The organism is Acetobacter farinalis (assembly GCF_011516935.1).
Classification (GTDB): domain Bacteria; phylum Pseudomonadota; class Alphaproteobacteria; order Acetobacterales; family Acetobacteraceae; genus Acetobacter; species Acetobacter farinalis.
The window spans coordinates 161,765-174,223 of sequence record NZ_WOTF01000003.1 but is presented as its reverse complement, the minus strand read 5'-3'; the positions used below and the strand labels follow the sequence as shown (position 1 = coordinate 174,223).

The following is a 12,459-nucleotide window of genomic DNA, read 5'->3' as shown; positions in this document are numbered from 1 at the left end:
GGACGCTTTACAACCGGTTGGCTCAAGGGAGCGAAAGCCTGAGAGGGTCTCCCGGCGGATGGAAGAGAAACGGATGCGTACCCTTCTGCTGAAAAATGCCCTGCGTCTGGTCACCATGAATGCGCACCGTGACGAGCTGGCGGGCGGATGGGTGCTTGTGCGGGGCCGGGAAATTCTGGCTCTTGGCGGTGCGGCGGACCCTCTGCCGCAGGCGGATGAGGTGCAGGACATGACCGGGCATGTTGTGATGCCTGGCATGGTGAACACGCACCATCATATGTATCAGACACTGACGCGTGCTCTGCCCGCCGCGCAGGACAGCGCGCTTTTCGGGTGGTTGCAGGCGCTCTATCCGGTTTGGGCAGGTCTTACGCCGGAGATGGTCCGCGTCTCGACCTGCACGGCCATGACGGAACTGCTGTGGTCTGGCTGCACGACCACCAGTGACCATCTCTATCTCTTCCCCAATGGCTGCCGTCTGGATGACCAGATGGAGGCTGCCGAGCAGATGGGCATGCGCTTTCATGCCGCGCGCGGGTCCATGAGTGTGGGGGAGAGTAAGGGAGGCCTGCCGCCGGATGGGGTGGTGGAAGAGGAAGCCGCTATTCTGCGTGACACGCAACGGGTGATTGAGGCGTTTCATGACCCGGAACCGTTCGCCATGCAGCGTGTGGTGGTGGCGCCGTGTTCTCCGTTTTCCGTCAGTCCTGATTTGATGCGCGAGGCGGCCCGGCTGGCACGGGCCACCGGCACCATGCTGCACACGCATCTGGCGGAAAACGAGAGTGATATTGCCTACAGTCGTGCGCGTTTTGGCATGACGCCCGCAGAGTATGCCGAGGATGTTGAATGGGTGGGGCCGGATGTCTGGCATGCTCACTGCGTGAAGCTGGATCAGGCGGGCATCAGCCGTTTCGGGGCTACCCGTACAGGCATGGCCCATTGCCCATGCTCCAATATGCGGCTGGGTTCAGGCATTGCGCCGGTGCGCCGTATGGTGGCTTCCGGCATGCGGGTGGGGCTGGGTGTGGATGGCTCAGCCTCCAATGATGGCAGCCATATGTTGGGGGAAGCCCGGCAGGCCATGCTGCTTGGCCGCCTGCTGGAGGCGGAAGATGGCCGCCCCATGATGCAGGCGCGGGAAGTGCTGGAGCTTGCCACCCGGGGTGGTGCTGCCGTGCTGGGGCGGGATGATATCGGGCATCTGGCGCCTGGCATGGCTGCGGATATCGTGGCGTTTGATCTGCGCGGGATAGAGTATGCTGGCGCGCAGTCTGACCCTGTTGCGGCTCTGGTGTTCTGCGCCACCCGGCGGGTTGCTTATTCGATGGTGAACGGGCGTTGGCTGATCCGTGAGGGGCAGTTTGTCACGCATGACCCTGCGCGCCTTGCGGAGCGGCATAATGCGCTGGCGCGTCAGCTTCTGGAGCGTGCCTGAAGGTCGGGTGCGGCTTGAAGCGTTTGAGGCATTTGCATGTGCAGATCCAGAACGTTACGGATATATAAGATTGATTCCCCTTCCCGAAATTGGTATATTTGCCTAAATCATAGGCAATATGGAAAAGACTGTGCAAACGCAACCGCTCGTGCGGCCGATTGATCTGGGCGGTGTGCGCCTGGAAACTCCCGTTATTCTCGCGCCCATGTCCGGCGTGACAGACCTGCCGTTCCGTCGTCTGGCGCGGAAGCTGGGGGCGGGGCTTGTTGTTTCCGAAATGATTGCCTCCTGGGCCATGGTCCGGGAAAACGATACCACCCTGCGCATGGCCGAAGTGGCGGACGCCGGTGGCCCCAACGCCGTGCAGCTGGCCGGGTGCGACCCGGATGCCATGGCGGAAGCCGCCCGTATTGCCGTGGGGCGCGGGGCGGATCTGATTGATATCAATTTCGGGTGCCCGGTGAAAAAGGTTGCGGTTGGCCAGATGGCCGGTTCCGCGCTGATGCGGGATGAAGTGGCCGCGGCCCGGCTGCTGGATGCCGTGGTCAAGGCGGTTCCGGTGCCCGTGACGCTGAAAATGCGTATGGGGTGGGACCATGCCCACCTCAATGCGCCCTCACTGGCGCGGATTGCGCAGGAGGCCGGGATCCGCATGATTACGGTGCACGGGCGTACCCGCCAGCAGTTTTATAACGGCACGGCGGACTGGGCATTTGTGCGGACGGTGAAGGACGCTGTCGCACTGCCGGTGATTGTGAATGGTGATATTCTGACCGTGGACGATGCCCGTACGGCTCTGGCGCAGTCCGGCGCGGATGGCGTGATGATCGGGCGCGGGTGCTATGGTCGTCCGTGGTTTCTCGCGCAGGTTGCCCATGCTCTGCTTACAGGCGAAGAGGTGCCGGACCCGGACCTTGAGGCGGAAAAAGCCATTGTGCTGGAGCATTACCGCATGATGCTTGATCACTTTGGGGAACGCCCGGGGCTGCGGCTGGCGCGCAAGCATGTCTCCTGGTACTCCGCCGGGTTGCACAGTTCCGCGGGCTTCCGGGCCGCGGTGAACCGTGTGGACACCGCGCCGGACGCGATTGCGATGATCTCCGATTTTTATGACCAGCAGATTGCTGCGGGCGCGGTAAGGGAGCCACGAGCCTCCCGCCATGCTGATGCGCAGGCGCATGCGGCATGAACCGGGCTGTATGAAAATATCCAAACCGTCTCAGGAGGGGAGTGGCCCCGGCCCCGGTCTCCTGCTGGATAGTCTGCCTGTGGCCGTTCTGGAGCTTGGTCCGGCCAACGAGCTACGGTTTGCCAATGCGGCTGCGGAAGAATTTTTCGCCACATCCCGGCATCAGCTTTGCCAGAGCACTCTGACGGATCTGGTGCCTGAAGATCACCCGCTTTTTCTGCTGGTGCAGCATGTGCGCGGGGAAGGATGCACCATTACCGAGCATGAGCTGGTGTTCAGCAGCCCGCGCTTTCACCATGAAGGGGTGACGGTGCAGGGGGCAGATGTGCTGGATTATCCCGGTTCGGTTCTCCTGACGTTTCATGATTCCTCCGCCGCCCGCGCGCTGGACCGCCAGCTTGCGTTCCGCTCCGCGGCCCGCAGTGTTTCGGGAATGGCCGAAATGCTGGCGCATGAGGTGCGGAACCCGCTCTCCGGCATCAAGGGCGCTGCGCAAATTCTTGAGCATTCGGTTGGGGAAGGGGACAAGGAACTCGCAACCCTGATTTGCGATGAAGTGGACCGGATTGATGCGCTGGTCGAGCGGATAGGGATGTTTGGGGAGGCCCCGACTGAATACCGCTCCCTGAACATCCATCGCGTTCTGGAACATGTGCGGCTGCTGGCGAGCAAGGGCTGTGCCGCGGGCCTGCGGATTGTGGAGCGGTATGATCCATCCCTGCCGCATGTCTGGGGGAACCGGGACCAGCTTGTGCAGATGCTGCTTAATCTGGTCAAAAACGCAGCGGAAGCGATCCGGGAATCTGACAAGCCGGGTGAGATCACGCTGAGCACCAGCTACCGGCCCGGCATCCGGCTGGCTATTCCGGGCACAACCCAATGGCGGCACCTGCCGCTGGTGGTCACGGTGCGGGATACGGGGCCTGGGATTTCGGAGACCATCCGCCCGCATCTGTTTGAGCCGTTCATCAGCACCAAAATGAGTGGCTCCGGGCTGGGGCTGGCGCTGGTGGGCAAGATTATGGATGACCATGGTGGCGTGATTGAAGTGGAAAGCCGACCGGGGCGCACGGAAATCAGCCTGTATCTGCCAGTTGTGCCGGAGGGGCATGAGACGGCCTGATCTGTTCGTTCTTTTTTTGTAATGATTTTTCTGCTTCTGAGTGTAATCTGACCCTATGACACCTTTGCCGACCATTCTTGTTGCTGATGATGACCGTTCCATTCGTACCGTTCTTGGGCAGGCTCTGGGGAGGGCCGGGTATCAGGTTCAGTCCACCCCCAATGCGGCAACCCTCTGGCAGTGGGTGGAGGAAGGTGAGGGAGATCTGGTGATCACCGATGTGGTGATGCCCGATGGCAGCGGGCTGGATCTTATCCCGCGTATTCGGCAGGCCCGGCCTGACCTGCGTATTATTGTAATGAGCGCGCAGTCCAATCTGGTGACGGCGGTCAAGGCCACGCAGCGCGGCGCGTTTGAATATCTGGCCAAACCGTTTGACCTGAAGGAACTGCTCAGTGTTGTGGGGCGGGCGCTGGTTGCTCCGGCCCATGAGGCAGACAGGCCGGCAACACCCCCGGCACCGGAAGAGCGTCTGCCGCTCATCGGGCAATCTCCGGTCATGCAGGGGATCTATCGCAGCATTGCCCGCCTCACGACATCTGATCTGACAGTCATGGTCAGCGGGGAGAGCGGCACGGGGAAAGAACTGGTTGCCCGCGCGCTGCATGAATACGGGCGCAGGCGCGGTGGTCCGTTTGTGGCTGTGAATATGGCCGCCATCCCGCGTGATCAGATTGAGAGTGAGTTGTTCGGGCAGGAGCGTGTGCCCGGCGCGGTATCCGGGCGGAGCCCCGGTCGCTTCGAGCAGGCCACAGGTGGCACGCTGTTTCTGGATGAGATTGGCGATATGCCCCCGGAAGCACAGACGCGGCTTTTGCGTGTGTTGCAGGAAGGGGAGTTCACCACGGTGGGTGGGCGTGCGCCCATCCGGGCGGATGTGCGCATTATTGCCGCCACACATCGGGACCTGCGGCAGGCTATCCGGGCCGGTACCTTCCGTGAAGATCTGTATTACCGGCTGAATGTCGTCCCGCTCCGGCTTCCGCCCCTGCGGGAGCGGCTGGAAGATATTCCGCAACTGGCGCGCCATTTTCTGGCGCAAAGCCGGGAGGCCGGGGCAGGCGCCAGAGTGCTGGATGAATCCGCCGTGGCGCGCCTGCAATCCTGGCGCTGGCCGGGCAATGTCCGTGAGCTTGAAAATCTCATGCGGCGTATTGTGGCGCTTTATCCGCAGGAAACCATCAGCAGTGACCTGATTGACGCCGAACTGGCCGAGCCGCTGGCGCATGAGGCTATTTCCGAAAAGCCCGTTATTGAAGAGCCTTTGTCCGATGCCATTTCCCGCCATATCATGCGGTATCTGACCGCAGGGCGGGAGGGCATGCCGCTGCATGATCTCTACACGCGCGTGATTGCAGAGGTGGAACGCCCCCTTATTCAGATGACATTGCACGAAACACGGGGCAACCAGATCAAGGCCGCGGCCATGCTGGGGCTCAATCGCAATACGTTGCGCAAGAAAATCCGCGAACTTGAAATTCCCGTTGTGCGCGGCGTGGTCTAACCTGCCTGCATGCAGCGTTTCCTTTCCTCCCTGAATACGTTTCTGGCGCGCAGCCGGCTCCACTGGCTCCTGCGTGCGCTGGAGCGGAAAAGTGTTGCGCTCACGCTGGCTGCGTTGGCGCTGGTCCTTGGGTTTGCAACGTTTGTGGTGCTCTCGGGCGGGATGTCGTTCGGGCATTATGCCGTTATTGAACCGCTGATCGTGGTGCTGAACAGTGTGGTGCTGGGGCTGCTCCTGCTGGCGGTGACCATGCGGGTGGGGCCAATGCTGGTCGAGCATCGCAAGGGGCTGGCAGGAGCCAGACTCCATGTGCGGCTGGTCACGCTGTTCGGCATTGTGGCTGTTGCCCCCACACTGGTGGTGGGTGTGTTCGCCACCCTGTTTTTCCATTACGGCATACAGATCTGGTTTTCAGACCGGGTAAACACGGCGCTGAACGAGGCGCGTGAAGCCTCACGCGGCTATCTGGCGGAACATAACGCCAATATCCGCACCGATGCGTTTTCCATGTCCAACTACATCATGAGCGCGCAGAACGAACTGGCTGCCAGCGGCATGAACCTGCTGCAGGACCATGATGCGCTGAGTGAAATGCTGGACAGTCAGGCCACCATGCGCGGCCTGACGGAAGCGCTGGTGTATGACCCGATTACCAACAAGATTGTTGCCGCGGGCGGCCTGATGAGCCGCGCTGGAGATCAGGCCCTGCCGCCTCCGGCCGCGACATTGATGGCGCGCTCCAATGATGTCGCCATTCTCGATTCCCCCGATGAGCAGACGGTCCGGGCTGTTGTGGAACTCTCCCAGACCCCGGCGCTGATGCTGGTGATCACCCGGCTGGTGGACCCCTCCATTCTGGAGCACATGCATCGCACCGAGAAGGTGATTGCGGACTACCAGCGGCTGAATGGCAACCGGGCCAAGATTCAGCTGACATTTGTGATGATTTTCGCGCTGGTGGCCCTGCTTGTTCTGGCCTCCGCCGCGCTGATTGGCCTGGCGCTGGCAAACCAGATTGCCAGGCCGCTGGGCCTGCTGATTCTGGCGGCCCGGCGCATCAGTGAAGGGGACCTCGGGGTGCATGTGCCCGAGGCCAAGCGGGATGATGAGGTAACAAGCCTTTCCCGCGCCTTCAACCGCATGACCGAGCAGCTTGCCAGCCAGCGTTCAGAACTGATGGCGGCGTACGGGCAGATCAATGAACGCCGCCGGTTTACGGAAGCTGTTCTGTCCGGTGTTTCCGCCGGGGTGATCGGGCTGGATGTGGAGCAGCGGATTGAACTGCCCAACCGTGCGGCCAGCCTGCTCCTGCAAACAGACCTGATGGATGCCATCGGGGAGCCGCTGGCAACACGCGTGCCGGAATTTGCGGAGCTGCTGGCTGAAGTCCGTTCCGTGCCGGATCAGGTGGTTACGCGCGAGGTGCAGACAGGCCCCGCCGCCAGCCGCCGTATCCTGCTGGTGCGGGTTGGCGCGGAACTGCGTGGCACGGTGACAGAAGGCTACGTGATGACTTTTGATGACATCACGGCCCTGCAGCAGGCCCAGCGGAAAGCCGCCTGGGCGGACGTGGCGCGGCGTATCGCGCATGAAATCAAGAACCCGCTCACGCCTATCCAGCTTGCGGCCGAGCGGCTGAAGCGCCGCTTTCTACGGGAGATCACGTCTGACCCGGAAACCTTTGCACAATGCGCGGATACCATTGTGCGGCAGGTGGGCGATATTGGCCGGATGGTGGATGAATTCTCCGCCTTCGCCCGGATGCCTCAGCCGGTGATGACGCATGAGGACCTCTCCCGCATCATGCGGGAAGTTCTGGTGCTACAGCGGAATGCCCATCCTGAAATTACCTATCATGTCAGCCTGCCCGACAGAGGGCCGGTGGTGCGGTGTGACAGGCGGTTGATCAGCCAGGGATTGATCAACCTGCTGCAGAATGCAGCCGATGCCATTGCCATGACGGCAAAACAGGGTGATGTTGAGGAAAATGGCGCAAACGTGGCCGGTGCGGTATGGATTGGCCTGAAGGAGCAGGACGGTACCGTTGAACTTTCCGTGGCGGATAACGGTGTTGGCCTGCCTTCGGGCGACCGGCACCGGTTGACCGAGCCTTATGTGACGCACAAGGCTAAAGGTACCGGGTTGGGTCTGGCCATTGTCAAAAAGATTATGGAAGACCATGGAGGCGAGGTGCGTCTGGAAGACAGGGCGGAGGGAACAGGAACTGTGGCTATTCTGATTTTGCCGATGAAGGACGACCATGGCTCATGAAATCCTGATTGTTGATGATGAGCCCGATATCCGGATGCTCATTGAAGGCATTCTTGAAGATGAGGGCTATGAAACACGGGTTGCTGCGACGTCTGACATCGCAATAGCCGCGTTTCGTGCCCGCAGGCCTTCTCTGGTGATTCTGGATGTCTGGCTGCGGGACTCTCAACTGGATGGGCTGGGCATTCTGAATGTCCTGCATGCGGAAGAGCCGTCTGTGCCGGTCATCATGATTTCCGGCCATGGCACGATTGAAACCGCCGTCGCGGCCCTTCAGCATGGTGCGTATGACTTCATAGAAAAGCCGTTTCAGGCTGACCGTCTGCTGGTTGTGGTGCGGCGTGCGCTGGAAGCCTCGCGTCTGGCCAGAGAAAACGAGGAACTGCGCCTGCGCGCCGGGCAGGATACGGAACTGTTTGGTAACAGCGCCCTGATTACGGCGGTGCGCGGGCAGATTGAGCGTGTGGCCCCTACAGGCTCCCGTGTGCTGATTACAGGCGGCCCCGGCTCCGGCAAGGAAGTGGCGGCGCGCATGATTCATGCCCGCTCCCGCCGGACAGAAGGCCCGTTTGTGGCCCTGAACTGCGCCATTCTGGCACCCAACCGGTTTGAGGAGGAACTCTTCGGGCTGGAAGGTGCGGCGGATGGCTCGGGGCGGCGCACCGGGGTGCTGGAGCGCGCGCATGGCGGCACGCTGGTGCTGGATGAAGTGGCGGATATGCCGCTGGAAACACAGGGCAAGATTGTGCGTGCCCTGCAGGACCAGACCTTCGAACGGCTGGGAGGCTCAACCCGCGTCAAAGTGGATATTCGCGTGCTCGCGACCACAAACCGGGATCTTCAGGCCGAGATCATGGCGGGCCGCTTCCGGGAGGATCTGTACTACCGGCTGGCCGTAGTGCCTCTCCGCCTTCCGGGGCTGCGGGAGCGGCGGGATGATATTCCGGGGCTTGCGGAGCTCTTTCTGCGTCGCGCTGCGGAGATGGCTGGTCTGCCCCAGCGTGAACTCTCGGTGGATGCCATTGCCGCCCTGCAGGCCTATGACTGGCCGGGCAATGCGCGGGAGTTGCGGAACCTGATGGAACGCGTGCTGATCATGATGCCGGGCAACAGTGTGGAGCCAATCCGCGCGGAAATGCTGCCTTCCACCATTGGGGAGGGCGCTCCAGCCCTGCTGAAATTCGATGCCTCGGCCGATGTGATGAGCCTCCCCCTGCGTGAGGCGCGTGATATGTTCGAGACACAATATCTTCAGGCGCAACTGCTGCGTTTTGGCGGCAACATCAGCCGGACAGCCATATTTGTCGGGATGGAACGCAGCGCGCTGCATCGCAAACTGAAGCAGCTTGGTGTAACGTCTGAGGAACGAGGGGTCGGCTGACGTGTTTGCCCTTATTGGCAAGCCATCGTCCGGCTATAACGAAAAACGAGAATAGGGCCTCCCATCGTGGATAAGGACAGCGGATATAATGTGCAGGATGCGTTTCTGAGTCAGATTCGCCGTTCACGCTCATCAGTGACAGTTTTTCTTGTGAATGGCGTGAAATTGCAGGGCAATATTACGTGGTTTGATGAGTCTGCTGTTTTGCTGAAGCGTGATGAGCACACCCAGTTGATCTACAAGCATGCTATCAGCACGGTCATGCCGACTGTGCCGATCAATATTTTTGAAGCACCTGCCGCGGGTGCTCAGACAAACAGAGAGCCCACACTTGGCGACGATTTTAACTGATACGAAACCCGTTGCCACACGTGGCGCGGTTATTCTCCCCTGGGAACGATCCGCACAGGATCAGGATGTACGGGCAGCGGAAGCCCGGCTGGAAGAAGCGGTAGGTCTGGCAGCCTCCATCGGGCTGGTGGTTGTGTTGCAGGCCGTTCTTCTGTTGCGGACCAGACGCTCAGCCACCCTGCTGGGGAAAGGCCAGGTCGATTCGCTCAAAGTTGCCGTTCAGGCTGACAAAATTGATGTTCTGGTGGTGGATGCCCGGCTCAGCCCTGCCCAGCAGCGTAATCTGGAAAAGGAATTCGGCTGCAAGGTTATTGATCGTACCGGGCTGATTCTGGATATTTTCGGCGCACGCGCGGCCACGAAGGAAGGAACGCTTCAGGTCGAACTGGCGCATCTGGAATATCAGCGCTCCCGGCTTGTGCGGTTATGGACCCATCTGGAACGTCAGCGCGGGGGCTTCGGCTTTCTTGGCGGCCCGGGTGAAACCCAGATCGAGGCTGACCGCCGGATGATTGGGGACAGGATTGTCCGCCTGAAAAAAGATCTGGAACAGGTGCGCCGCACACGCGGCCTGCACCGGCAGGCGCGCAGGCGGGTGCCGTTCCCGGTTGTGGCGCTGGTCGGGTATACCAACGCAGGTAAATCAACCCTGTTCAATGCCCTGACCGGGGCAACGGTTTACGCAAAAGATCAGCTCTTCGCCACGCTTGACCCGACAATGCGGGCCATTACGCTGCCATCGGGCCGCAGGGTTATTCTCTCTGACACGGTGGGATTTATCAGTGATCTGCCAACGGAACTGATTGCGGCGTTCCGTGCAACGCTTGAAGAAGTGGCTGAGGCGGACATCATTCTTCACGTGCGGGATATTGCGCACCCGGATAGTGCTGCCCAGAAAAAGGACGTGTTTCACGTTCTGACCGGCATGGCACGTGATAACATGATTGAGGAAGACTGGTCCGGCCGCGTGATTGAAGTGCTGAACAAGGTCGATCTGCTGGGTGGCCCCGAAGAACTGGCGCACCTTGGGGATGCCGTGGCGATTTCCGCCATGACAGGAGATGGCCTGCCCGGACTTCTGGCCCTGATTGACAGCCAGATGACAGCCTCCATGGAGCAGGCGCGCTATCGCGTGCCACTCTCTGATGGCGCGGCATCAGCCTGGCTGTATCAGCACGGAGAAGTGCTGATGCGCAAGGATGATGAGACTTCTTCGGATATCACCGTGCGCCTTCAGGCAGAAGACCGGGCACGGTTTGAAATGCTGTTCAAGCAGGTTGAACCGCTTCTGGCATAACATCTGAAGAAAGATGCATTTTTGAAAACGGTCAGGGTCATGTGAGCCTGACCGTTTTTTTATGTCTCCTGCCGAAAAATAGTGCCCGGGTATGAGAGGTGTGGTGCAGTGTAGGGCTAACCCATGCATCCTTCAGGCGGATGCTGGTCCGCCAGAATCGTACGGGAGTGGCAGCGGCGTGCACGCGACTGGGGTTAAGGTTGAGACAGGGAGAGCGGCGGACGTGGAGAGTATTCTGGCACCGACAAACCTTGGCCTGAGCCCACTTTATCAGGGGCATGAACCGGGAGTCTGGCGTGCGCCTGATGTGCTGATGTCTGCCGGGCTGGAAGAGGCTCTTGGTCCGGATGTCTCGATAACAAGGTTGCCTCGCCCGGCCTATCACCCCGAGCCACCAGAGGGGACATGTATCAGGAATGGGTACGCCATCCGGCAGTTCAGCGTGATGCTTGCCGGGCACGTGGCGCACAGTGTGCAGCAGGGGCATTTTGTTCTGGTGCTGGGTGGGGACTGCTCCATCCTGCTGGGGGCGCTGGCGGGGGCGCGGCAGAAAGGGCCAGTGTTTCTCATTCATTTTGATGGGCACAGTGATTTCAGGCATCCGGGGAATTATGACGCCCGCCGCGTCAAGAGTGGTGTTGCGGGCATGGATCTGGCTCTTGCAACCGGACGAGGCGAAGCCTTTCTGACGCAATGGCCCGGTGTTTCCGGACCACTGGTTCCAGATGAGCGCGTTTTTCAGATTGGTGAGCGGGAAAGCCACGATCCTGATTTTGCGTGGCCTGACATAACGGCTACAGCCATTACACAAAATGATATTTTTGAATTTCAGCGAATAGGCAGAGCGGGCACTTCTTTACGGATCAAGACATTCCTTGATGCACAAACAGAGACCGCCTTCTGGATTCATTTTGATGTGGACGTGCTTGATCAGGCTTTCATGCCTGCAGTGGATTGCCCCGGCTCTCCCGGGCTTTCACCTGCGGATATGCATGCATTCCTGACTCCACTGGTATCTGACAGGCGCTGTCTGGGCATGACTGTTTCGATTTATGACCCTGAGAAGGACCCAACGGGGCGCTGTGCTCAAACGCTGGTGACTTTGCTCGGACATCTGGCGTATCGCGGAGGCCGGGTGCCGGGCAAATCTCCAGATAGCAGCGCCAGAGAGGGGGCATGAGTGAGAGGCCGGGTAGTTCAGGCGCTGTCAGTCAAATTCGGTGGGCAGGGCAGGAGTGGCGTGGTGCGCAAAGAGGCGTTCAATCTGGTGGGGGAGAATGCGCCCGGTTGAGAGATCAGTCGGGATTTCATTTTCAGCAAAAAAGCGCACTTCACTCGTTTCTACACTGGTGGTGGGGCTGCCGCCAGTGAGTTCCCCCAGAAAAAAGAGCTTGGTGACACTAAAGGCTTCCGGGGGCTGATGGCCCTGTGTGGAACGGTCGAGCGCCATGGCGAGTTTGGTAATGCGTACCGTGTACCCGGTTTCTTCCAGGACTTCCTTGGCCGCGCAGTCCGCCGCTGTGAGGTTCACATCAGTCCAGCCGCCGGGCACTGTCCATTTATGGTGGTCCAGCACTTCCCGCACCATCAGGATACGACCATCCTTGTCAAACGCGCCCACACGCACTTCAAGTTTCGGCGTGGCATAGCCGGACTGTTCCTGAAAAAGCGTTTCAATTCGTCCTTCAGGAAGACCGCTGCCTTCCGCCATCATCCGTGCGGCAAGGGTGCGGAGCATTGCATAGCGCTCTATGTCAAAGGGGTCTTTGGCGTAGGTCAGCCCTGTCTGGGCAATGCCCTGAATGTCACGAGCCCAAAGCAGCCAGTTGGGTTCAGCCATAAGGAAACCTCCTTGTCCATGCGCGCAATAAAAAACGGGAAGGACTGAGCCTTCCCGTTTCCGTT

Annotated in this window: 10 protein-coding genes; 9 read left to right on the top strand and 1 reads right to left on the bottom strand. The window is 60.2% G+C overall.

Going from position 1 to position 12,459, the window contains the following annotated elements:
- Positions 1–73 precede the first annotated feature (73 nt).
- The 9 genes from GOB82_RS05680 to GOB82_RS05640 all read left to right on the top strand — a co-directional run bounded on the left by GOB82_RS05680 (position 74) and on the right by GOB82_RS05640 (position 11,734).
- A complete protein-coding gene (locus tag GOB82_RS05680) occupies positions 74–1,438 on the top strand; it encodes an 8-oxoguanine deaminase (RefSeq protein WP_166120824.1) in 1,365 nt (454 codons plus the stop codon).
- Between the two features lie 130 nt (positions 1,439–1,568).
- Positions 1,569–2,627 carry a tRNA dihydrouridine synthase DusB gene (gene dusB, locus GOB82_RS05675; protein WP_265794395.1) on the top strand — a complete coding sequence of 353 codons (1,059 nt, stop codon included), beginning with the start codon at positions 1,569–1,571 and terminating at the stop codon, positions 2,625–2,627.
- Between the two features lie 10 nt (positions 2,628–2,637).
- A complete protein-coding gene (locus GOB82_RS05670) occupies positions 2,638–3,750 on the top strand; it encodes a two-component system sensor histidine kinase NtrB (RefSeq protein ID WP_166120819.1) in 1,113 nt (370 codons plus the stop codon).
- A gap of 55 nt (positions 3,751–3,805) precedes the next feature.
- Positions 3,806–5,254 carry a nitrogen regulation protein NR(I) gene (ntrC, locus tag GOB82_RS05665; RefSeq protein ID WP_166120816.1) on the top strand — a complete coding sequence of 483 codons (1,449 nt, stop codon included), beginning with the start codon at positions 3,806–3,808 and terminating at the stop codon, positions 5,252–5,254.
- A 9-nt stretch (positions 5,255–5,263) separates the two neighbouring features.
- Positions 5,264–7,525 (top strand): sensor histidine kinase NtrY-like, encoded by a 2,262-nt coding sequence (locus tag GOB82_RS05660; protein WP_166120813.1) that lies wholly within the window; start codon positions 5,264–5,266, stop codon positions 7,523–7,525.
- A complete protein-coding gene (gene ntrX, locus GOB82_RS05655) occupies positions 7,515–8,906 on the top strand; it encodes a nitrogen assimilation response regulator NtrX (RefSeq protein WP_166120810.1) in 1,392 nt (463 codons plus the stop codon). The genes GOB82_RS05660 and ntrX overlap by 11 nt, the downstream gene beginning before the upstream one ends.
- Positions 8,907–8,972: 66 nt before the next feature.
- The gene (gene hfq / locus GOB82_RS05650; protein WP_166120807.1) at positions 8,973–9,257 is read left to right on the top strand and encodes an RNA chaperone Hfq; all 285 of its coding nucleotides are present in this window, start codon (positions 8,973–8,975) and stop codon (positions 9,255–9,257) included.
- Positions 9,211–10,554: a GTPase HflX gene (hflX, locus tag GOB82_RS05645; protein ID WP_265794391.1), complete on the top strand. Its 1,344-nt coding sequence runs from the start codon at positions 9,211–9,213 to the stop codon at positions 10,552–10,554. The genes hfq and hflX overlap by 47 nt, the downstream gene beginning before the upstream one ends.
- A 223-nt stretch (positions 10,555–10,777) precedes the next feature.
- A complete protein-coding gene (locus tag GOB82_RS05640) occupies positions 10,778–11,734 on the top strand; it encodes an arginase family protein (RefSeq protein ID WP_166120801.1) in 957 nt (318 codons plus the stop codon).
- A gap of 27 nt (positions 11,735–11,761) precedes the next feature.
- Here the strand turns inward: GOB82_RS05640 and GOB82_RS05635 are convergent, their stop codons facing one another.
- Positions 11,762–12,394, bottom strand: a complete 633-nt coding sequence (locus tag GOB82_RS05635) for an NUDIX hydrolase (RefSeq protein ID WP_166120798.1) — start codon at positions 12,392–12,394, stop codon at positions 11,762–11,764.
- Positions 12,395–12,459 lie beyond the last annotated feature (65 nt).

Coding starts and splice junctions, on each gene's coding strand:
- GOB82_RS05680 (WP_166120824.1), top strand. CDS start 74: ATGCGTACCCTTCTGCTGAAAAATGCCCTGCGTCTGGTCACCATGAAT.
- GOB82_RS05670 (WP_166120819.1), top strand. CDS start 2,638: ATGAAAATATCCAAACCGTCTCAGGAGGGGAGTGGCCCCGGCCCCGGT.
- ntrC (WP_166120816.1), top strand. CDS start 3,806: ATGACACCTTTGCCGACCATTCTTGTTGCTGATGATGACCGTTCCATT.
- GOB82_RS05660 (WP_166120813.1), top strand. CDS start 5,264: ATGCAGCGTTTCCTTTCCTCCCTGAATACGTTTCTGGCGCGCAGCCGG.
- ntrX (WP_166120810.1), top strand. CDS start 7,515: ATGGCTCATGAAATCCTGATTGTTGATGATGAGCCCGATATCCGGATG.
- GOB82_RS05635 (WP_166120798.1), bottom strand. CDS start 12,394: ATGGCTGAACCCAACTGGCTGCTTTGGGCTCGTGACATTCAGGGCATT.